The organism is Pygmaiobacter massiliensis, assembly GCF_900199435.1.
GTDB classification, from domain to species: domain Bacteria; phylum Bacillota; class Clostridia; order Oscillospirales; family Ruminococcaceae; genus Pygmaiobacter; species Pygmaiobacter massiliensis.
Map to the genome: position 1 here is coordinate 379,527 of NZ_OAML01000002.1, position 21,769 is coordinate 401,295.

The following is a 21,769-nucleotide window of genomic DNA, read 5'->3' on the forward strand; positions in this document are numbered from 1 at the left end:
AAAAAGCAGCTATCAAAAAAGATAGCTGCTTTTTGTTTTATCCTCTCTTTTTGCGAGAGATATTTAAGATAGAAAGTCCATAAAAAGCAATTGCGGTAACCACCAAAATCGCGATGCTCATGGCAGGGGTCACTTCGGTATCTCCAAATTGGTACACAACTCCCATCAACTGCTTAAATTCGGCTACTACTTCCGGCGGCGCGCCCCGAAACGTAACCGCCAGCGGTTCTTCCATCATCACCTGGCGAAACATTGCCCCGGCATGAGAAACCGGGAAGCATTTGATGACCGTCTGCACCGAATTCGGCAACTGTCCAATCGGCAGATAGATGCCTGTAATAAAACCGATGAGCGTACCAATGATGGTGCTTGCCGTTGCAAAGGCGTTTGCACTTTGAAAAAACGAAACCACAAAAAATACGATAGAAACATTGGTAACCGTGCCGAGTACAATCAAGCCCAGCACTTGCAACATTTTGAGCGGGCTAAGCAGCTCACCGCCCTTTGCCACCAGATAGATTTCAGAGAGAATCAAGGCAACGATGCTCATGATAACACCAATGATAACCGCCGCGAGCAGGTATCCGCCCATCAGGCTACTACTTTTAATGGGTGAGGAAATGAAATCTTTGTTGATTTTTTTCGTTCTATCCTCTACCATAATGCCGAACGCGCCCATAGCGGTTGTCACGGATGTCACCGTGAGCAGACCTGCAATAATCCACGAGTCCATTAAGTACCTTACGCCCTCAAGGCCATCAAACGAGCTAACCCAAACATCCCCTAAAAACAGCATATAAAGCCCAATGATAATAAAGACAGACAGCAGAGAGAAGAAAACCGAGGTTTTATCTTTAAAAAATACTTTTAAGTTCCGCTTTGTAAACCCAATCATTCCCGTATCTCCTTTCCGGTAATTGCAATAAACGCATCGTCCATCGTGCCTTTTACCACCTCAAATCCGGTAAGGAAAGGCTTTGTTGCTTCAATAATCGGCAATGCCTCCATGGTAGATGCAAGCGAAATGCGCAGCATATCAACCTGCTCTTTCCACGCGAGCCCTTGTTGCTGCAATATTTCTTTTACCGCCTGTTCCTCTTTACAAAAAAGGATAAGCCGATCACTGGAGTATTGGCTGCGCAGCTCAGAGGGGGTACCTTTTGCTGCAATCTCGCCATTGTCCAGCACAATTACATAATCAGAGGCCGCGGCTTCTTCCATGTAATGGGTGGTTAAAAAAATCGTCATATTGGTTTTTTTCTGAATGTTTCGAATCGTTGCCCATACATGCTGGCGCGTTTGCGGGTCAAGGCCTGTGGTAGGCTCATCTAAAAACAAAATTTTAGGGGTATGAATCAACGCGCGGGCGATATCACAGCGACGACGCTGCCCGCCGGAAAGTTTGCCGTAAGGGCGCTTGAGATAATCTGTCACACCCGTGATTTCAGCGGCTTGCTCTACCGCTTGTTTGAGTTGCTGGCCCTTTAGCCCGTAAAACCCGCCTCGCACTTTTAGGTTTTCTTCTACGGTCAGCAAGCTATCCAGCAATCCGTCTTGAAAAACCACACCAAGGTCTTGGCGAATCTTTTCGTCCTCTTTGCCAATTTCGTATCCATTAACCAAAATGCTGCCTGCATCCGGTTTTAAAAAAGTGCAGATCATATCTATTGTCGTCGACTTACCTGCACCATTAGGACCCAGAAAAGAAAACAGCTTTCCCTTTTCTACATAAAAGTTGACGCCTTTTACGGCTTCTACTTTTCCGTAAGATTTGCGCAGATTCTGAATTTCTATGATATGGCTCACTTCTGTTCCCTCCGTTTTTCCTGTAAAATGCGGTTAATCTGGTCGGATGCAATTTTGTTTTGCAGCAGAATAATGCCGTAAGTAATAAAATAAACGATTACAAATACGCCCGAAACCATCCAGATGTACTTTGCCTGCCACGGAAACCATCGGAAAATGCCCCCGCCTACCCCCAGCACCACAACGCCTACATCTGCCAGTGAAACGAGCATTTCGGCCCAGGGCGACTCAATCGGCAAAAACGAAGTAAGATACATTAAAAAGCAAATCAGTGTGGTAACCGCAAAAAGCTGAAACAACACCCGCGGGTTAAGCCCCATCACCAAATCAAAAAAAGAAAGAAACGCTAAAATTAAGCTGACAACGGTATAAGAAACGCAATCTACAAGAATCAGCTCATCGAGTTTCTTACTGCTGCTGTTTTTTCTGCTGTTCTCACTCATTTTATCCCTCCTAAAGCTCAAATTTTTCTCGAAAAGCTTTTACATAGTGGCGGTTGACCACCAGCTTTTCGGTGTTTTGCATCTTTACCTCCAGCTTACCATTCAGCAACGGCCGCACCGATTCTACCCAGCTGATATTAGCAATCACAGATTTACCAATTCGCACAAAGGGCATCCTTTGCAGCAGCTCTTCTATCTGGTACAGTTTAAGCGGACTTTCATAAACCCGTTGTTCTAAGTAAAGAAAGGTGCGGTCATCCACACTTTCAATGTAGCAAACATCCGCAGGGCTTATTGGGTAAGTTGCCCCGGCTTTGCTGCCAATAAGGTTTAAAGAATATTGCTCTAAATAAGCAATCAAGTTCTCTGTTTCTTTTTCCGGCGTTTCTTTGCAACGAACCAGCACCTCCACCTCTGGAAGGTTTTTTATCCGCTCGACAATCAGCTTCAACGTATCGGCTCCCTTCGTTTGCTTCTGCTTTTAGTTTATGGGCAATTGCGCTAAAACACAAGAATTTTCGCGTAAGCTGCATTTTTAGATAGGTATGTTGCAGATAGGTGCTCGGCCTCGTTGGCAAACCTTCTCTGCCACGGTGGCGCAAAATGAAAACAGCGGCCACAAAATGTGGCCGCTGTTTTCTGCTGGTTTATCTATTGAAGGAAAAATTGGAAGGAGCCTTATTCGTCGGCAAAGGAGATCTGGACGTTGCGTGCAAGCTGTACCAGTTCGCCTTCCGGGTCTACCCGGCGCTGGTTGCCAATCATTGTAGAGCTGGCGATGACTTCTTCGAGAGAAACCGAGGTGAGACGGTTTTCCTGAACTGAAACCATACGTCCAAAATTGCCTTTTTCATCGGGCACAAGGTTTTCAAGCAGCTCTTTTACTGCAAATGCGCCAAAGCGTGTGCTCAGCAAACGGTCGTTTGCGGTAGGCACGCCGCCACGCTGAGCGTAGCCAACGTTGGTGGCACGGCATTCTACGTCCATCAGCACTTCGGAGATGGCATAGCCGTTCTCGTCGCGGTCTGCGTTCAGCGCACGCTCAACATAGTCGGCGATAACGCCAGATACGCCGCCAAAGCGAACAGCATCGGGCGAGCCTTCGACGATTTTTGTCGAATAGGCGCCTTTTTCAGGCGGGGTGACACCCTCAGAAACGATGACAATGGCAGTACCATTGCGCTCCAAACGGCGGCGCAGCTCAGCAACCAGCTTGTCAAAGTGGTACGGGATTTCGGGAATCAGCACAACGTCAGCACCGCTGGAAATTGCGGTGTGCAGTGCAATATGGCCCGCATTGCGTCCCATAACCTCGATAAACATGACGCGGCTGTGTGCTTCACCGGTGGTGCGCACCGATTCTACTGCCTGCACGCAGCGAGAAACTGCCGTGTCAAAGCCAAAAGTAATTTCAGTAGAACGCAGGTCGTTATCGATGGTTTTGGGAACACCGACCACCGGCACGCCCATACGGGAATAATCGCGCCCAGAGGTAAGGGTACCGTCGCCGCCAACGATAATCATTGCGTCAATGCCGGCATCGCGCAGGTTCTGCACGGCGGTTTCAGAAAAGTTATCGTAGATAAGTTTTCCGTTTTCGTCGTGCTCAAAGCCTTCTTTGTTACGACGCGGGTATTTAAACAGGTTATCTTTGTTAGAGCTGTGCAGAATTGTGCCGCCTTTTTCGATAATGCCCTGCACGTCTTCACAGGTCAGCTTGTGGAAGTAGTCGCCGCCCAGCAGCATACCACGGTAGCCATAAGGGATACCGATGACCTCCACACCATATTTATCTGCCATCATAACAACAGCACGAATCACAGCATTCAGGCCCGGGCAGTCGCCGCCACCTGTCATAATACCGATTCTCTTTACACCATTTTTCAAGGTATTTTCAATAATTCTATAGGAATCGCTCATATTGATTATCCGCTCCCTTCTTATCTATTATATTTTTCTCTAAGACGTTTTACTAGGTAAAAACATTGACATATTATGAACAATTCAATCACAGATACAGCACATTGACCATAAACTTCCAGTTCAATGTGGTCAACATGATAGAATGGTTGCTATTCGACCCTAATCGCGTTAGAATAAAAGAAAGCTTTTTTCGAAAAAAGTCTAAAAAGCACTCATCATTTATCCATTAGCTGACATTTATTTATCAAAGGAGAAATACTGTGAAGCCTGTTTCTTTAGTCGTCTGGGATTGGAACGGTACCCTTTTTGATGACGTGCCGGTTTCCATCGACACCATCAATGAGCTTTTGCTGCGCCATGCGTATCCGCCTTTGCAAGATACCGCGGATTACCACAGTAAATTCTGCTTTCCCATCATCCAATATTATCGCAACCTGGGCATTGATTTTGACCGTACCCCATTTGATGCAATGGCCCATGAGTTTATGGATATCTACCATAAAAAAAACATTAGCTGCGGCCTGGTGAAAGGTGCGCATGAAACGCTGGCACAGCTGAAAAGCGACGGCATTTCCCAGGTGTTAATTTCTGCTTCAATGCAGCAGCACTTGGAAAACCAGGTGGACCGCTTTCCCATTCGGCCTTATTTTGAACATTTGCTCGGCATTAGCGACATTTATGCGCAAAGCAAAGCTCATATCGCATTGCGCTTTTTCGAGCGCACCGACATTGACCCGCAGACTGTAGTGTTCATTGGTGACAGTGTGCACGATTATGAAGTAGCTTCTGGCTGCGGCGCACAATGTGTGCTTTATACCGGCGGTCATCAGCCAGCCGAAAAGCTCGCTGCCACCGGTGCCCCACTTATTGATAGTTTGCCCCGTTTGGCAGAGTATTGCCGCCAGCGCGGGGTACAATAGCCACATCTCTTTTAAGGAGGTTTTCCCATGCAGAAAACGATTTATACAGGTGGGAACATTTTGACAATGGACCCGCGTGCCAAGGGCAGCAACTGCCCTGAGGCGGTTTTGGTGCAGGACGGCCGCATTGCAGGTCTTGGGCGTCTGTTTGACCTGCGCGAAGTCGCGCCCGACGCACGGGTGCGCGATCTCGGCGGACATACATTAATGCCGGGCTTTATTGACCCGCACAGCCACATCACCAGCTTTGCTTCTACTTTAGGGCTGGTGCAGTTAAGCGGCGCAAAAAGTTTTGATGATATTGCCGAGAAAATTACGGCTTTTATGAATGCCAATGCCCCGGCACCGGATGCTTTTTTAAGCGGCTTTGGCTACGATAATAACTTTTTAGCAGAAAAAACTCACCCCACCAAAGAACTGCTTGACCGCGTTTGCCCCGACCGGCCTTTGCTGATTGCACATGCCAGCGGCCATATGGGTGTAGCAAATTCCAAAGCCCTCCAGATGCTGGGCATCTCGGCCGATACACCGGACCCGGAGGGCGGTCGCATTGGGCGCATGGCCGGTAGCCGTGAACCCAGTGGGTATCTTGAAGAAACCGCTTTCACCCAAAATAGCAGCAAAATTCCACTCCCCAGTGTTAACCAGCGTTTGGCAGAGCTGGACCGCGCACAGGATATTTACCTTGCACATGGCATCACCACAGCACAGGATGGCCTGACCCGCACTGCAGAGTGGCAGCTGCTTAGCCAGGCCGCAGAGGCTGACCGCCTTAAAATTGACGTGGTAAGCTACCTTGATCTAAACCTTAACCCGGAGTTACGTGAGAATTCGCGCTACTGGCAACGTTATTATAATCGGCTTAAACTGGGCGGATATAAGATTTTTCTGGATGGCTCTCCGCAAGGGCGCACTGCATGGATGACCAAGCCCTATCTCGGAGAAGACCCGACCTACTGCGGGTACCCCATCTATTCGGATGAAAAAGTAAAATCCTTTATGATCCAGGCGTTAAACGACAATGCACAGATTCTTTGCCATTGTAACGGCGATGCCGCAGCACAGCAGATGATTGATGCTTACGCCGCAGCAGTAAAAGAGACCGACAAATCCGGAATTCGACCTGTTATGATTCACGCGCAGATGCTGCGCAAAGACCAGCTGCCGATGCTGGCGAAGCTTGGCATCATCGCCTCTTTTTTTGTGGCGCACACTTACTACTGGGGCGATATTCATCTGCAAAACTTCGGCAAAGAGCGCGCCGATTACATCAGCCTGGCCCACTCTGCCCTTGAAAAAGGCGTGCTTTATACGTTCCACCAGGATACCCCTGTGCTTTTGCCGGATATGCTGGACACAGTGCAGCGCGCGGTAGAGCGCCGTACCAAAAACGGCGTACAGTTGGCACAAAGCGAATGTGTCAGCGTATATGACGCGCTGAAAGCCGTTACTATAAATGCCGCTGAGCAGTATTTTGAAGAAAGCCAAAAAGGCAGTATTGCCGTGGGCAAGCTGGCGGACTTTGTGATTTTGGAAGAAGACCCGCTTACGGTGGAAAAAGACCATATTAAAGATATTAAAATTCTCGAAACCATTAAGCAAGGCAAAACACTTTACACTCACAGTAAATCATAAGGAGCACCATGGACGTTACTGATTTTTCTGAGCTGCCCCGCATTGTCACCCCATTGTTGGCCTGGTACCGCGGCACGGCCCGCGTTTTGCCGTGGCGCAGCGACCCTAAACCCTATCATGTCTGGCTTTCGGAGATTATGCTGCAGCAAACACGTGTAGAAGCTGTAAAAGGCTATTATCACCGTTTTTTGCAAAAGCTGCCTACGATAGCTGCGCTTGCAGAAGCGGACGAAGAGGTACTTCTGAAGCTTTGGGAAGGGCTAGGTTATTATAACCGGGTACGCAACCTGCAAAAGGCGGCACAGGTAGTGGTAAAGGAGTACGGCGGAGAATTACCTGCTGACTATGAGGCTTTGCTGAAACTGCCGGGCATAGGCCGCTATACGGCAGGGGCTATCAGCAGTATTGCCTTTGGCCTACCCTGCCCCGCGGTAGACGGCAATGTACTGCGTGTTATTGCCCGGGTAACCGCAAGCGAAGAAAACACCAGCAAAGAGCCGGTGAAGCGCAATTTCGAATCTGCACTTGCAGCCTCGATGCCCCAAAATGATGCCAGCGCCTTTAATCAGGCGTTGATGGAACTTGGCGCAACTGTCTGCTTGCCCAATGGAGCACCGCGCTGTGAAGCTTGCCCTCTTTCACACGTCTGTAAAGCGCATCAGCTTGGCAACGAGCTTGCCTTTCCGCTCAAAGATCAGAAACCTGCGCGCCGCATAGAACAGCGCACTGTATTCGTCGTGCTTTCTGAAAATCGGGTTGGCATACAAAAACGTCCACCCAAGGGCTTGCTGCGTGGCTTGTGGGAGTTCCCTTCTGCTGAGGGTACGCTTGACCGCGACGCAGCAATATGCTATCTTAAAACAATCGGCCTAACGGCACATAATCTGGTGCCCTTAGGCGATGCCAAACATATTTTCACGCATTTGGAATGGAAGATGACCGGATTTGCCGTAGAGTGTACCCCTTGCAGCGACTGTTCTTTAACCTGGGTTACCCTACAGCAACTGCGGGAAGAATATTCCCTGCCGGGCGCATTAAAGGCTTATACCGCCACACTCGGCTCACTGCTTTCAGAAAAATGACTTTCCCCTTTTGAAAGGACGATAACATATGGAACTGCGCAACTATGAGGCCTCTGACCTTGAAGTGGTAGGAGCTGTCTGGCTCACTTCTGTGATTGCCTCGCATCCGTTTATAGAAGAAGATTACTGGATTAACGAATATCGCACCATGTACCACGAATTCCTCCCCGCTGCTACCACTTTGGTAGCCACTGTGGACGGCGCAGTAGAAGGCTTTTTGAGCTTTGGCAAAGAGGGCGAGATTGCTGCTTTGTATGTCGCCGTCTGCTTTCAAAAAAAAGGGCATGGCACTGCACTCTTGAACCGAGCAAAAGAGCTTGCCCAGAGTGGCCTGCAGGTTTCGGTCTATCGCGAAAATGAGCGCGCAGTCGCTTTCTTTACTAAAAACGGCTTTGCCATCTCGCAAACCAGCACTGGCGCAGAAGGCCACGAAACTTTGCAGATGGAATGGAAACCCGTTTAAAGCTAATTATTTAGAACCTTAAAAAGTGATTTTCACTAAAATTGTGAAGGTCACTTTTTTTATTTTTGGAAGCCTTTTCCCATAGCGAAAACCAGGCGAATTCTTTACATTCGGGGGTAATTGTGCTATTCTTTAACGGTATTATTATATAGGCAATACTGCGCGTTTCCAGACGTTGGACAGGGCCAGCCCATTTTGTTACATAAAACAACGACGGCCACCGACCCTTTGCGCATGGATAAATTTTTAGTTTCGTCGGCCATTTGCTGGCAGGCACCTTTTCAGAAATCCACCGTCAACTTTGCACTGTTGCCTATCTACTAAATTCGCCGCTGTGCGGCAAAATTTGAACGGAGCGATTTTTGTTTTGAAGTTTTCGAATACCACATCCAGGAAGGTGTCTGCACTGCTCACGGCAGTCGGCTCCTTTGTTTTTTTGTTTGCCATGTACGGCAGATTCAGCGCGGAAGATGGCTTTCGCACAGGGTTTTACCTGATGGCTTTTGCCTTTGCGGCTGTTGCTGCCGGGTTAAAACTGCTCAAGCTGCCCGCAGAAAACAAGTTTTCTCCACCCGTTAGCATCTTGCTTTTTCTTGGGTCTGCACCCGCCATCTTTTGGATGGTCGAGATTCTCAACGCACACGTGCTTGAAGGCATTGAATCCTGGGCCATAGTCTTTAACTGGCTGCTCATCTGGCTGTTTGCCTGGGTACTTACCGGCCTAACAGGCCGCATTTGTCTCTCATTGCGCATCACAACTGTAGTTGCCTATAGCATGGGCCTTGCCAATGCGGCAATCGTAGAGTTTCGCGGCCAGCCAATTTCTGCGCTGGATTTATATAGCCTACGCACCGCAGCCAGCGTTGCGGGCGGGTATCGTTATTCTTTCCGCGCGGAATTTTGGGTAGGCACCGCATTGCTTTTACTCATCTGGACGTTGGCAGGCTTTGCCCGCTGGAAACCGGTACATAAAAGCCTGCGCTGGGCGAGCCTCGGCTGCTCTGTGGCAGTTGCCTTTGCTTTTTTCTACGGCTTTTACAACACCGATATGCTCAAATCTTTTGGCATCAGCGACTATTTGTGGAACCAGAAAATCGCTTTTCGCGAAAACGGCACTCTGCTGAGCATGGTTTACAGTACACGTTACCTGATTGTTGAGGTTGCGGACGACTACAGCACCGACAAAGTGCAGCAAATCATTGATGATGCTGACAGTTATGAGCCACAGGAAGAATCCGTAAAGCCGAATATCATCGGCATCATGAACGAAAGCTTTGCTGATTTTTCTCTTGTTAACACAATTGAAACCAGCCAAGACCCGCTGCCCTTCTATCACAGCCTGATCGGTGCCCCCAATGCCATCACTGGCAACCTGGTCGTCAGCACCTACGGCGGCGGCACCTGCAATACAGAGTTTGAGTTCCTTTCGGGCTGCACGCTTGGCTTTTTCCCTGCCGGCAGTGTGGTATACCAGCAGTATCTGCGCCGCCCTACCCCGAACCTTGTTACTACACTGGAATCACAGGGATACAGCTCTTCCGCAATTCACCCGTTTTACGGCTATTGCTGGAACCGCAACAAAGTTTATCCGATGCTCGGCTTTGACGAGTTTTTAGATGTCACGGCTTTCCCCGATGCAAAGACCATTGGTGGCTATATGGGCACCAGCGTCAGCGATGAATCCGATTACGACAAGCTCATCGAAATGTTCGAGAAGAAAGCCGAGGATGAAAAGCTGTTCCTCTTTAACGTAACCATGCAAAACCATGGCGGTTACAGTAAGGTGGTTGGCGTAGAAGATACCGTAGAGCTGACCAGCCTTGCCAAACCGAACGCCAGCGTCGACAACTATCTCTCGCTGGTGCGAGAAAGCGATAAGCAGCTCGAGCGACTGGTTTCTTACTTCTCGAAAATCAAAGAACCCACCATCATCGTGTTTTTCGGTGACCATCAGCCAAGCCTACCCGACAGCTTCTACCGGGAACTGTACGGCAAGGACCTCGACACCTTGACCTTGACCGAGCTGCAGAAAAAATTTAAAACCCCGTTTGTTATTTGGGCAAACTACGATATTGAGGAAGCTGAGCTTGGCGATGTAAGCGCAAACTATCTCTCTACCCTGCTGCTGAAAGCAGCAAACTTGGAGATGCCTCCTTTCCAGCAGTATCTCTACCAGCTTTATCAGACTCTTCCCGTGATTAATCTCAACGGCTATCAAGATAAAAACGGTAAGGACTACAGTTATACGGAAACCAGTGATTACCAGCAACAGTTGGAAGATTATCGCATTTTGCAATATAATTTGATGTTTGACAAAAAGAACCGACAGGACGCGCTGTTTCGCGTGGACTGACGCTTGCTAAAAAGGTGTGATTTGCTTGGAACAAAGTGAGCTCCTTTGTACGGCGACCGATGTTGCCTATGCTCTGCTGTGCAGCGGTGCCGAGATTTACCGCGTAGAAGAGGCCGTTTTGCGTATTTTTGATGCTTACGGCGTTTCGGGCGGGTCGGTGTTCGCGATTCCCTCTTTGCTCATCGTTTCGATTCGGCACGAAGATTCTTTGCCGCTGACCAATATTCGGCGCATCCGCGAAAATGGCACCGATGTAGAAAAAATTCGCGCTTGCAACGACCTTTGTCGACGCATTTGCGCCCAGCGGCTTTCGGCGCAGCAGATACGGCAGGAGCTTGCTATCATCGCTAAAAAGCCGACCTACACCTTCGGCCAGATTCTTGTCGCTTATGCGGTGGTCGCCTTTGGATTTACTCTGGTATTCGGCGGAGGTTTATTGGATGCAGTTGCCGCACTGATTGCCGGCGCTGCCGTAAAGCTGACGCTCCACCAGCTTGAAAAGTACGATACCAACTTTTTCTTTACCACCATCTTGGCCAGCTTTGTCGCTGCGGCGGTCGCTTCGCTTTGCGTTGTTTTCGGGCTCGGCGCTATGCCGGATAAAATTATCATCGGCACTTTAATGCTGCTTGTGCCCGGCACCGCACTCACCAGTTCGATGCGCGACATCATGGCAGGAGATCTCATTGCAGGGTTAACACGGCTTGCCACTGCACTGATTATTGCAACCGGCATTGCCTTGGGTGCCGGCTTTGCTTTAACGTTGCTGCGAACACTGGGGGTGGCCTGATGTTAGAAATGCTGTACGCTTTTGGCACCTCGTTCATTGCCTGCTTTGCTTTTTGCTTTATTCTCAACGTGCGCGACCGCATTTTGTTTTTCGCCCCGCTGGGCGGTGCCCTTTGCTGGGTCGTTTACGAGTTTTTATTGCCCTTTGCCCCAATGATGGTCTGCTATTTTTCTGCGACAGTGGCACTTTCTATCTATGCCGAGCTTCTGGCACGGCTGCTTAAAACACCTGTTACTTCTTTTCTTCTCATTGGGCTTTTGCCGCTAGTGCCCGGCGGTGGTATTTATTATACTATGGAGTACGCCCTTGCGGGTGAATTCACTGCATTCCTTTCCAAACTGCTGGAAACCATCAGTATTGCCGGCTGCCTTGCGCTCGGCGTACTGGTTGTTTCTACTGTGGTGCGGTTTGGGCGCCTTGTAAAAAAACATGCAAAAAAAGACTGTTCCCATCTTCCCCCCGCTTGAGGCAATCCTTAAGCGACAAAGAGGCGGAACAGCTTCTTTTTTGTCCGCCCTACCAAAATTGACACCCTCGTGATGCCAATCTATTATTTCCGAAAGGGACTGGAGATTACTATTATGTGGAGCCGTTTTTTAAATTGGTACATCAAGCCCCAGCGAATGTTAAAGCATGTTCCTGCAAGTGGAGAAATCCCCCCCACCAACGAGCTTTTGAACCGAACCATGCGCATTGTTTGGCCGGCAATTATGGAATCTGTGCTGATTGGCCTTGTCGGCATCGTCGACACCATGATGGTAAGCACGTTGGGCACTGTCGCCATCTCTGCGGTTGGGTTAACTACCCAGCCAAAATACATTGGTTTATGTGTCTTTTTCGGGCTTAACGTTGCCGTGTCCGCACTGGTTGCGCGGCGTAGAGGTGAGGATGACAGAGACAGCGCCAACCGCATATTAAAGCAGAGTCTGCTAATCACTATCGTTTGCACGGTGCTCATCAGCGTCGCTTTCGTGTTATTCGCCTCCCCTATCATTTCTATTTGCGGGTCCGCGGCCGACACACATGAATACGCCGTGGAATATCTGCAAATCATTATGGGCGGTCTGGTGTTCAACAGCCTTTCGATGGTAATCAACGCTGCACAGCGCGGCATTGGCAACACCAAAATTGCAATGCGCACCAACATGGTCAGCAACCTAATCAATATTGTGCTCAACTACCTGCTTATTGGCGGCAAATTTGGTTTCCCCGCTCTGGGTATTCGGGGCGCTGCAATTGCGACCGTTATTGGCAGCATCGCCGGCTGCGTTATGTCCTTTGCCAGTGTGCTGCATATGGAGGGCTACTTATACCTCGGTGGCCGCGAAGGCTACCATTTTGACCGCCGCACCTTGAGCTCGGTTGCCAAAATGAGCAGCGGCGCCCTTGCGGAACAGCTTTTTCTGCGATTCGGCTTTTTCGTTTTTTCGCTTATTGTCGCAAGGCTCGGCACTCGAGATTTTGCCGTCCATCAAATCTGCATGAACGTACTTAACTTTACCTTCTTCTTCGGCGATGGCCTTTCCACGGCTGCCGTTACGCTGGTCGGGCAAAGCCTGGGGCAAAAACGTGCAGACCTCGCGCGCATTTTCGGCGGCATCTGCCAACGCCTTGGTTTTTTAATTTCGCTGGCACTCTTTACTATATTAATTGTGTTCGCGCCCCAAATTGTAGGCTGCTTTTCTTCGGACCCCGAAATCATCCGGGATGGCTCGCAGATTCTTTACCTTATCACCTATATCGTACTGCTGCAAATTGCTATGGTTGTGTATTGTGGCTGCTTGCGCGGCGCAGGCGATATTCGTTTTGTGGCGCTCATCGGCCTCATCAGTGTCTCAATTGTGCGCCCGGCGATTAGCTGGCTGCTTTGCTGGCCTTTGGGCGGCGGCCTTTTCGGCGCTTGGATTGGACTTTCTTGCGAACAAACGGTACGCTATCTGCTCTCTTTTCTGCGATTTCGCAGCGGCAAATGGACCCAAATCGATATTTGAGTGCTACGGCTCTTTGACAAAAGCGGCAAGCCCCCTCGTTGGGTGGCTCGCCGCTTTTTTGTATAGAGTTTTGGGCTATTGTGGGCAAGAAACACAGTTTTAAATAGACTTAGCCCTTATCTGCCATAAATAATACCTCGCTTGCCGCCTGGGCTACACGTTGCAACCTCTAGCATCACAAATAAAAACCGCAGGCTAAGCATAACGCTTGCCTGCGGTTTTGCATTGTAAACTACTGTAATTTCAGCAATTTTATTCGTGACGAATTGCTTCCAGGGCCGAAATTTGCATGGCACGGTTTGCCGGAGCAATACCAGAAAGCACGCCGATAACGGTAGAAAATACGATGCCGAGCAATGCCAACCAAGGCGGAATTACCGATACACGGCTTCCGAACATCGGCAGCATACTGCCAAGCCCCATAGACATAAGGGCGGGGCCAAAATGGTTGAGCACAAAGGAAAGCGTATAGCTTACCGCAATGCCGATGATGCCGCCTAAGAAGCCAATCATACCGGCTTCAATGAGAAACATGCTGCGAATTTTAGAAAGTCCGCAGCCAAGCACTTTCATAACACCGATTTCACGAGTACGCTCGTAAATCGCCATGGTCATCGTGTTGACGATGGAAAGTGCCGCGACAAATAGAGAAACTGCGCCAAGGCTGCCCAAAACCACCTGGATGGTCTGCGATTGCTTTTGCATGTTTTCACGCCAGGAGTTCATAGAGTCGGTAGAAAAACCAAGCTCCTGGATTTTCTTTTCTACTTCGGTTACGTTGTCGATATTGTCGACCTTTACTGTGACGTTATCATATCCGGTTTTGCCATAGTTCGGGTCTTTGATTTTGTTGGCTTTCATGTATTCTGCTTCGAGCCGTTTGAGCAGGTTCAGATCCATGACGATGCCTGCGCTGGTAACATAACCTTTTTGGTAGTCCTCTACCATCACGCCTTTAACTTCGAGCTCATACTCCAGGCTTTTCAGCGAAGTATCGGTGGTGTCGTTGACGTTCGTTTTAAGAATCAGTTTATCTTTTGTAACGTCAACAAACGGAGGTAGCGGGTTTCCCTTTGCATCGGTCATACCGGGGTAACGGTAGTTGTCTCTCCGCTTCTTGGTATCCATAAAATTGTAGCCCGCATTTTGCCCTACCAGCACCGGTACCTTTTTAATTTCGCCAGAGCCGGGCGCATCTTTTAAATATTCACCCTGCTGCAGCTCATATTGCAAAGCCTGTATGGCCTCTGGATACATACCCACAATGTTGTAGGCATCCATTTGGTACCGGTTGTTTTTGCCGCTGAATATGCTGGCAGACAGATATCTGGCATTATAGATGGGGGTAGCGATGTTGACGTGGTCGAGCGCGGAGATTTCTGCAATGGCCTTATCGTCCAGCTTAACCTCTTTGCCCTGGTTGCCCCAATTGTAAACGTCTATCTTGGTCAAATCGCCCATTTCGGCAATCATCTCGTCAAAACCAACGTTCATAGCAATACCAAGCGACACCATAACCACGATGGAACAAGTACCCACCACGACACCAATGACAGTAAGCGCTGTGCGGCCTTTACGGCGACGGAGGTTTTCGAAGCAGAGGCTGATTAAATCAGTTATCCTCATCTTCTTCCTCCAGTTCCCTCAGTTCTTTTTGTGCTTTACGTTTTTTTACGATTTTAATCGCAACAACAGCTCCCACTACCACAACTACAATGATGATAGCCCAGCCCCAAACCGGCATACCGGCAGGCTTCGGTTCGACAGGGTCTATGCCCGGCATCACTTCGCCGCCGGGGAAAGATTCATCCATACCGGTCATTTCGGTAACGGTAACAGAATATTCCTTAGTCTGAGTGGTCTGGTTGCCTGCAATGTCTTCGTAGGTCAGCGTAATGGTGCCCGAAACGGTGCCTGCGCTTTCGCCGGCAATCACGAAATCAACACTGCCTTCTGCGCCGGGCTGCAGGTTGCCAAGATACTGGGTCTGGCCCGGGTTTTTGAGGTTGCCGGAAATTTCTGCAGAAACGTTGTAAAGGATGCCCTTGCCTTTATTTACAAAACCAAGCGAAATGGTGTTCTCTTCACCGGTGAAAATTTCATCAGGTACTTCCATCGAAGAGAAGGAGAAGCGGTCCGGCTGCACAATCGAAACCGTAATCATCTGGCTTGCCGTAAGCTGCTCTTCACCGGTGGCAGAGTAGAAAGTATACTGTACGGTGATGTTGGCAATGCCGGTAGCTGCGCTGGGCTGTGCCATCAGCTGGAATGCATTGGTGAAACTACCGCCCGCCGCAACGTTGGCAGTCATAACGCTGTTGCTGCCACCTGCAAGGGTAAGCGTTTCCGGCAGGGTCAGCGTTGTGGTGACATTGCTGATGCCGGTGGATTTGCTCGTATTATAAGAAGTCAGATTCAGCGTAAAGGTTTCGCCTGCTGCAATCTGCGGTTTGCCATAGTTAGAATCCTGCACCATAACACTGGGTTTGATGGAGGAATTGCCGGAGCTGCCACTGGCAGAGCACTGGCTGATTGCCTGCGAAAGATTGACCAGCGGTACACTCTGGTCCGCATAACTTAAATCGAACGAGAGTGTGTTGCTGCCGCCGAGATACGTAATGTCGTTAAAGATGATACCGTATTTCAGGCCATCGCTCATATCCTTGCCCGCAATTGTGGTAAGGCGGATATCTCCGAGGCTCGGCGGAGTAAACGAAGTCGTCGATGTAATCTTGACGTTTGCATAAGTACCAGTGTCCGTACCGGCCGGCATTCTTTTGCCGGTGCCGGTGCCATATCGCTCATCTAAAAGCGAAATGACAATTTGGCATTTCTGGCCGGGCTGCACCTTTTGAATTTCGTTGCCGGCTGCATCCAAAACGGTATAACCGGTTACTTTAACGTCGCCGCTTGTAACTGGCGCAAGTGTCGGGGTAGGGGTAGGCGTCGGGGTTGCAACGGTGGCCATTGCCATAGGTGCAAAGAGGCTCAGCACCAGGGTTGCCACCAGCAAAGCCGCAAATAATTTACTGGTCTGTTTCTGTTTGGTCTTCATGAGTCATATTCTCCTTTTCTGGCTCAGATATTAATTCTTCCGCAACGACAGGATGCTCCTGCCTTTCATCACTAAGTACCACACCGTCTTTCAGCGTGATGATCCTATCCGCATAGCCGGAAAGGTCTCGTTCGTGGGTGACCATAACAAAAGTGATATTATGTTCTCGCACAAGTTTGAGGATTGCGCTCATCACCTCAACCGTAGTTTTAGAATCCAGGTTGCCGGTAGGTTCGTCTGCAAAAATAACTTTTGGCTTGCTTACGAACGCGCGCGCAATGCCTACGCGCTGCTGCTGGCCGCCGGACATCTCGGTGGGCTTATGGTACATGCGCTTGCCCAGCCCCATCTGTTTGAGCTGCGTTTTCGCCATTTCTTCTCGCTTTACCTTGCCAATGCCTTTAAACATCAGCGGTAATGCCACATTCTCAACGGCCGTAAGCGTTGGCAGCAGATTATAGGACTGAAACACAAAACCCAGATGGTTTTGGCGAAACACAGCAAGCTGCTTTTCAGACATTGCCGAAATATTTTGGCCACCAATTACAACGCTGCCCTTGGTTGGCTTTTCCAGACCCGCAAGCTGGTTTAACAATGTAGATTTACCACTGCCTGAGGCACCAACAATACAGCAAAACTCCCCTTGCGGAATGTCGAGATCGATTCCGCCGAGAGCGGCAACTTTTTCTTTACCGATGCGATAGACTTTACGCAGCCCGCGCACCTCGATCATGGGGGTCAATCAGTTCACCTGCCTCTTTTAAATTTATGGAAAAAATAGACGAATATTATTTTTCCGATATTTGGTTTTAGTATAACATTTTACAAGATAAGATGCAAACCAACAAAAAACACCGAAAGTGGCTGCTTTGCTGCGCTTAAGGGCTATATTATTGATAATATTTGCAAAAAATGGTACACTGAATTTTATGACTATGAAAGATTTAATTTTATTGATTTTGGTGCTGTTTGCCGTAGCAGACAGCCTTGTGCTGACCTTTCGCTCCAACTTCACGTTGGGGCTTATCCTAGTTTATGTTGGCACAGCTTTGCTTATTTGTTATCTTTTGTTTCACCGGCAAATCGACGCGTTTTGTGCTGTGGGCGTGGGACGCGTATTCAAAATCATCTTTTTTATTGGCCTTGCCTTTTTTGTTTTTCTTTGCGCCGTTATGGCGTACAGCAGCCGAAACACCACTATCGGCAAGGAAAAAGTGGTTATCGTGCTGGGGGCAGGCCTGCATGGTGATGTGGTTTCGGATACGCTGCGCCGCCGACTGGATGCCGCTATTGAATACCATTTTGAGCAAAACCCAAACGCGCTGATTGTTGTTTCTGGTGGTCAAGGGCCGCAAGAAACAACCACAGAAGCCAAGGCCATGGCTGCCTACCTGCAAGCGCACGGCGTGCCAAAAGCGCAAATTTTGCTAGAGGAAGCTTCGACCTCTACACAGGAAAACTTCCGCTTCTCTCTGCGTCTTTTACAACAGCTTGGCTTTACAGGGCAAGAGCCTATGGTGTTTATTACCAACGATTTTCACAGCTATCGCTCCGCTGCCTATGCAAAAAAGGTAGGTTTTTCTGCTGTTCATTGTAAAAGCACCGGCACCAGCCTTTGGGTTTTGCCCGGTGCCGCCATGCGCGAAGCACTGGCCATCTGTGCTCTTTGGGTGCGCGGCTGGTAGGCTTCGCCTCGGGGTTTCGCTGGCAAGGTGCTCTGTGCTCATTTTAATAATAGAAAATCCACAAGCCAAAAGGAGATTTTGTGAAAACGTTAAAACGATTTGTTGCTTATTATAAGCCTCACAGGCTGCTTTTTTCGCTCGACCTTGCCGCTGCGTTTTTAATGGCTGGCTGCGACCTTTTTTATCCGATGATTACCCGCAGCATCATTAACGACCTTGTGCCCAACCACAGCGTTGCGCTTTTTATCAAAGGCTGCGTTTTGCTGGGCGGCATTTACCTGTTCAAGGCGGTGCTTACCTGGTTCACCGCCTACTGGGGACATACCGTTGGTGTACGCATGCAGGCAGATATGCGACGGGATATTTTCCGACATATCCAAAAACTGCCGTTTTCGTTTTTCGACGAAAATAAAACAGGTGCACTGCTTAGCCGCGTGGTGAACGACCTGTTTGAAATCACCGAGCTTGCGCACCACGGGCCAGAGGACCTTTTTGTTTCTGCCGTCATGCTGATTGGCTCGTTTTGCCTTTTGGCAACCATTAATCTTCCGCTGACCCTCATTATCTTTGCGTTTGTGCCTTTTCTGGTTTGGTTCGTGATGCACATTCGCGCAGGCATGCTGTCCGCCTTTTCAAAAAGCCGTGAACAGACCGGCCGTATCAATGCCGAAACGGAAAGCAGCCTTTCGGGCATCCGGGTTGCCAAAGCATTTGCCAATGCAGATTATGAATGCGAAAAGTTCGACCGTGCTACCGACGACTTTGTTGGAGCTCGCCAAGGGGTCTACCTTGTACTTGCAAAGTTTATGACAGGGATGCAGCTTTCTATTGACCTGCTTACCCTGGTAGCCCTTGTGGCAGCTGGCTCTTTCGTCTTTTGGGGCAAAATCGGCATTGGCGACTTTGCGGCCTATCTACTCTATATCAGCATGTTCACCAACCCTATTCGCAAACTGAACCAGTTTGTTGAGATGTATCAGGACGGCATGTCCGGTTTCCGCCGGTTCTGCGAGGTTATGGACACTGAGCCAGAACAAGACCCCACGCAGCCTGTGCTGCCTGCCGATTTTGAGGGCACTATTGATTTTGAGGATGTCAGCTTCAGCTACGGTGAAGACGCGGCCGTGCTGAAAGACTTAAATATTCATCTGCCAGCCGGGCACACAGTAGCACTGGTCGGCCCGTCGGGCAGCGGCAAAACCACCTTCTGTCATCTCATTCCCCGTTTTTACAACGCCACAGAAGGCACCGTGCGGGTAGATGGCGTAGACGTACAGGATATTCCATATCAGTTGCTTCGCAAAAATATCGGCATTGTTCAGCAGGATGTTTTCCTTTTTGCCGGCACCATTCGCGAAAACATCGCTTACGGCAACCTTTCTGCAACAGAGGAAGAAATTATCGAGGCTGCAAAGCAGGCCGAGCTGCACGAAACCATTATGGCAATGCCGGATGGATATGACACCTATATCGGAGAGCGCGGCATCAAGCTTTCCGGCGGCCAAAAGCAGCGTCTCTCTATTGCGCGTGTCTTTTTGAAAAATCCGCCTATTCTGATTCTCGATGAGGCGACGAGCGCACTGGACACCGTAACCGAGCGTGCCATCCAAAAAGGCTTTGACAAACTTGCCCACGGACGCACGACACTAGTGGTAGCACACCGGCTTTCTACCGTAAAAAATGCGGATGAAATTTTAGTACTGACTCCAAACGGCATTGAAGAACGCGGTACCCATGAGACGCTGCTTGTCCAAAACGGGATTTATGCGAAACTCTACGTTACTCAATTTCAGCAACAATAAAAAATCGGCCGGGAGCATTGCTCTCGGTCGATTTAATTTTCGCCTTTTATTGAGCGCTGGGTTCGGGCTTTGCTATAATACTCTGTGCACCCGGTTAGCACTGCATAAAGGTGTACTGTTCTCCGTTTCAAACGTCCATCGCCCCTTGCCTTGCCCGGCGGCGTGTGCGACGCGGCTCTGCAGCATTCGCATCTGCCAGAAGTGAAACGCTGATGACCACGCAGAATACTGCAAATACCGCCATCAAAAATGCGCCTGTCAAAAAATCAAAATTAGCCATAAAAAAACGCTCCTTTGTTTTGTTGTTCATCAACCAAAACGAAAGAGCGTTTTTCTTTTCTTCAGTTTTTCAAAAAAATTATTTGAGAACTTCTGGCAACAGGCTCTTACCTGCAATTTCAGCAGAAATACCAAACCAATCTGCCAGGGTGGCAGCGATGCTGGCATAAGACTGGCGTACACCAAGGTTAACGCCTGCACGAATCTTATCACCGTAAATCAGCAAAGGCACGCACTCACGGGAATGGTCAGTGGACGGCGTAGAGGGGTCGCAGCCGTGGTCAGCCGTAATCATCAGCAGGTCATCTTCGCGCATCAGCGGCAACAGCTCTGCAAGCTGACCGTCAAACTCGGTTGCAGCCGCAGCATAGCCATCTACATCGTTGCGGTGGCCATAAACCATATCAAAGTCTACCAGGTTTACGAAGCACAGGCCTTCAAAATCACGTTTTGCAATGTCCAGCGTAACCTCCATGCCATTGTGGTTCGAGGTCGTACGAGTAGTTTTGGCAACGCCCTGTCCAGCAAAAATATCGTAGATTTTGCCCACGCCGATGGTGGCAAGGCCTGCATCCTGCAAAAAGTCCAGCACAGTCTTTTTCGGGGGCACAAGGCTGTAATCGTGGCGCCGCGAGGTGCGTTTGAAATCTGCCGCGCCGGTGCCTACAAAAGGCCGGGCGATAATGCGACCAACACCATGTTCGCCTTGCAGCATCTCACGTGCAATCTCGCAGTATTCATAAAGCTTTTCCACCGGCACAATTTCTTCGTGCGCAGCAATCTGGAAGACACTGTCCGCAGAAGTGTAGACAATAAGGTCGCCGGTTTTCATGTGCTGCTCGCCGTAGTCGCGCAGTACATCGGTGCCGGAGTAAGGTTTGTTGCACAGTACTCCGCGTCCGGTGCGGCGAGAGAATTCGGCAATCACCTCTTCGGGGAAGCCGTTGGGGTATGTGGGCAGTGCACGCGGGCTTTCGACACCCGCAATCTCCCAATGGCCGATGGTAGTATCTTTGCCGGCGCTCTGCTCAACCAAACGGGCAAAGCTACCGGTCGGAGCCCCAGCCGGGGTACCGCAGGTCACCCCTTCAATATTAAACATGCCAAGCTTTGCAAGCTCTGGTGTAGAAAATTTTTCACTTTTTGCAATTGCGGCTAGCGTATCGCTGCCTTCATCGCCAAATGCAGCAGCATCTGGTGCCCCACCAATGCCAAAACTATCCAGTACAATCAAAAATGCACGTTTTGCCATAAATAAAACCCCTTTACTATTTTCTTTTTGTATTGCAATATCATTTGTTTGAGAAATTGTATTATTTACGCATTTCTACTCTGATTTGCTTTTATTTCTAAAAGCTTGGTCAGCTTTTGCATTAGTATAACATATTTTTTTAATTTCGTTAAGTGATTGGGATACACTTTTCCAAGATATGGAGTATAATAAAAACAGCTTAGGCTACAAATACATCACACATATATCCATACCATTTTTTCTGCTTTTCGTGGTAAACTAAAGGCAGAGGTTCAAAATAACCTTTTGAG

Annotated in this window: 20 protein-coding genes; 10 read left to right on the plus strand and 10 right to left on the minus strand. The window is 49.1% G+C overall.

All coding sequences use genetic code 11. The features are described 5' to 3' along the window. Nucleotides 1-37: 37 nt before the first annotated feature. The 5 genes from C1A11_RS01840 to C1A11_RS01860 all read right to left on the minus strand — a co-directional run bounded on the left by C1A11_RS01840 (nucleotide 38) and on the right by C1A11_RS01860 (nucleotide 4,136). Nucleotides 38-895: an ABC transporter permease gene (locus tag C1A11_RS01840; protein WP_102048729.1), complete on the minus strand. Its 858-nt coding sequence runs from the start codon at nucleotides 893-895 to the stop codon at nucleotides 38-40. Further along, nucleotides 892-1,806 carry an ABC transporter ATP-binding protein gene (locus C1A11_RS01845; protein WP_102048730.1) on the minus strand — a complete coding sequence of 305 codons (915 nt, stop codon included), beginning with the start codon at nucleotides 1,804-1,806 and terminating at the stop codon, nucleotides 892-894. Before C1A11_RS01845 ends, C1A11_RS01840 begins: the two co-directional genes overlap by 4 nt. Then, entirely contained in the window at nucleotides 1,803-2,249 is a 447-nt protein-coding gene (locus C1A11_RS01850) for a DUF3021 family protein (RefSeq protein ID WP_102048731.1), read from the minus strand. The genes C1A11_RS01845 and C1A11_RS01850 overlap by 4 nt, the downstream gene beginning before the upstream one ends. Before the next feature lie 10 nt (nucleotides 2,250-2,259). Beyond that, nucleotides 2,260-2,700, minus strand: a complete 441-nt coding sequence (locus tag C1A11_RS01855) for a LytTR family DNA-binding domain-containing protein (protein ID WP_102048732.1) — start codon at nucleotides 2,698-2,700, stop codon at nucleotides 2,260-2,262. A gap of 227 nt (nucleotides 2,701-2,927) precedes the next feature. Continuing rightward, nucleotides 2,928-4,136, minus strand: coding sequence for a 6-phosphofructokinase (locus tag C1A11_RS01860; protein WP_102049209.1), 1,209 nt, complete (start codon nucleotides 4,134-4,136; stop codon nucleotides 2,928-2,930). Between the two features lie 296 nt (nucleotides 4,137-4,432). On the opposite strand from C1A11_RS01860, the gene C1A11_RS01865 reads away from it, so the two are divergent. The 8 genes from C1A11_RS01865 to C1A11_RS01900 all read left to right on the plus strand — a co-directional run bounded on the left by C1A11_RS01865 (nucleotide 4,433) and on the right by C1A11_RS01900 (nucleotide 13,406). Then, nucleotides 4,433-5,092 carry an HAD family hydrolase gene (locus C1A11_RS01865; protein WP_180950208.1) on the plus strand — a complete coding sequence of 220 codons (660 nt, stop codon included), beginning with the start codon at nucleotides 4,433-4,435 and terminating at the stop codon, nucleotides 5,090-5,092. 27 nt (nucleotides 5,093-5,119) lie between these two features. Continuing rightward, nucleotides 5,120-6,727 (plus strand): amidohydrolase, encoded by a 1,608-nt coding sequence (locus tag C1A11_RS01870; protein WP_102048734.1) that lies wholly within the window; start codon nucleotides 5,120-5,122, stop codon nucleotides 6,725-6,727. An 8-nt stretch (nucleotides 6,728-6,735) separates the two neighbouring features. Continuing rightward, nucleotides 6,736-7,809 carry an A/G-specific adenine glycosylase gene (gene mutY / locus C1A11_RS01875; RefSeq protein ID WP_102048735.1) on the plus strand — a complete coding sequence of 358 codons (1,074 nt, stop codon included), beginning with the start codon at nucleotides 6,736-6,738 and terminating at the stop codon, nucleotides 7,807-7,809. A 28-nt stretch (nucleotides 7,810-7,837) separates the two neighbouring features. Next, complete coding sequence (locus C1A11_RS01880; RefSeq protein ID WP_102048736.1) at nucleotides 7,838-8,272, plus strand: GNAT family N-acetyltransferase; 435 nt, start codon at nucleotides 7,838-7,840, stop codon at nucleotides 8,270-8,272. Nucleotides 8,273-8,639: 367 nt separating this feature from the next. Beyond that, entirely contained in the window at nucleotides 8,640-10,625 is a 1,986-nt protein-coding gene (locus C1A11_RS01885) for an LTA synthase family protein (RefSeq protein ID WP_102048737.1), read from the plus strand. Nucleotides 10,626-10,650: 25 nt separating this feature from the next. Then, nucleotides 10,651-11,415 carry a threonine/serine exporter family protein gene (locus C1A11_RS01890; protein WP_180950209.1) on the plus strand — a complete coding sequence of 255 codons (765 nt, stop codon included), beginning with the start codon at nucleotides 10,651-10,653 and terminating at the stop codon, nucleotides 11,413-11,415. Further along, nucleotides 11,415-11,882: a threonine/serine exporter family protein gene (locus tag C1A11_RS01895; protein ID WP_102048739.1), complete on the plus strand. Its 468-nt coding sequence runs from the start codon at nucleotides 11,415-11,417 to the stop codon at nucleotides 11,880-11,882. Before C1A11_RS01890 ends, C1A11_RS01895 begins: the two co-directional genes overlap by 1 nt. A 114-nt stretch (nucleotides 11,883-11,996) precedes the next feature. Further along, on the plus strand, nucleotides 11,997-13,406 hold the full coding sequence (locus C1A11_RS01900) for an MATE family efflux transporter (RefSeq protein ID WP_180950210.1): 1,410 nt from the start codon (nucleotides 11,997-11,999) through the stop codon (nucleotides 13,404-13,406). Nucleotides 13,407-13,658: 252 nt separating this feature from the next. Here the strand turns inward: C1A11_RS01900 and C1A11_RS01905 are convergent, their stop codons facing one another. From C1A11_RS01905 to C1A11_RS01915, 3 genes are read right to left on the minus strand one after another with little or no spacing between them, the layout of a single operon-like run. Beyond that, on the minus strand, nucleotides 13,659-15,032 hold the full coding sequence (locus C1A11_RS01905) for an ABC transporter permease (RefSeq protein ID WP_102048741.1): 1,374 nt from the start codon (nucleotides 15,030-15,032) through the stop codon (nucleotides 13,659-13,661). Then, a complete protein-coding gene (locus C1A11_RS01910; RefSeq protein WP_102048742.1) occupies nucleotides 15,019-16,461 on the minus strand; it encodes a COG1361 family protein in 1,443 nt (480 codons plus the stop codon). Before C1A11_RS01910 ends, C1A11_RS01905 begins: the two co-directional genes overlap by 14 nt. Next, on the minus strand, nucleotides 16,433-17,194 hold the full coding sequence (locus C1A11_RS01915; protein ID WP_102049210.1) for an ABC transporter ATP-binding protein: 762 nt from the start codon (nucleotides 17,192-17,194) through the stop codon (nucleotides 16,433-16,435). The genes C1A11_RS01910 and C1A11_RS01915 overlap by 29 nt, the downstream gene beginning before the upstream one ends. A gap of 196 nt (nucleotides 17,195-17,390) precedes the next feature. Here C1A11_RS01915 and C1A11_RS01920 point away from each other — a divergent pair, with 196 nt between their 5' ends. Together C1A11_RS01920 and C1A11_RS01925 are read left to right on the plus strand one after the other, a co-directional pair. Further along, nucleotides 17,391-18,146, plus strand: a complete 756-nt coding sequence (locus C1A11_RS01920; RefSeq protein WP_145995703.1) for a YdcF family protein — start codon at nucleotides 17,391-17,393, stop codon at nucleotides 18,144-18,146. A gap of 80 nt (nucleotides 18,147-18,226) precedes the next feature. Beyond that, a complete protein-coding gene (locus C1A11_RS01925) occupies nucleotides 18,227-19,948 on the plus strand; it encodes an ABC transporter ATP-binding protein (protein ID WP_242965783.1) in 1,722 nt (573 codons plus the stop codon). 127 nt (nucleotides 19,949-20,075) lie between these two features. Here C1A11_RS01925 and C1A11_RS13735 read toward each other — a convergent pair whose 3' ends face one another. Both C1A11_RS13735 and C1A11_RS01930 read right to left on the minus strand, forming a co-directional pair. Beyond that, nucleotides 20,076-20,228 carry a hypothetical protein gene (locus C1A11_RS13735; RefSeq protein ID WP_180950211.1) on the minus strand — a complete coding sequence of 51 codons (153 nt, stop codon included), beginning with the start codon at nucleotides 20,226-20,228 and terminating at the stop codon, nucleotides 20,076-20,078. Nucleotides 20,229-20,306: 78 nt separating this feature from the next. Then, on the minus strand, nucleotides 20,307-21,479 hold the full coding sequence (locus C1A11_RS01930) for a phosphopentomutase (protein ID WP_102048744.1): 1,173 nt from the start codon (nucleotides 21,477-21,479) through the stop codon (nucleotides 20,307-20,309). Between the last annotated feature and the right edge of the window lie 290 nt (nucleotides 21,480-21,769).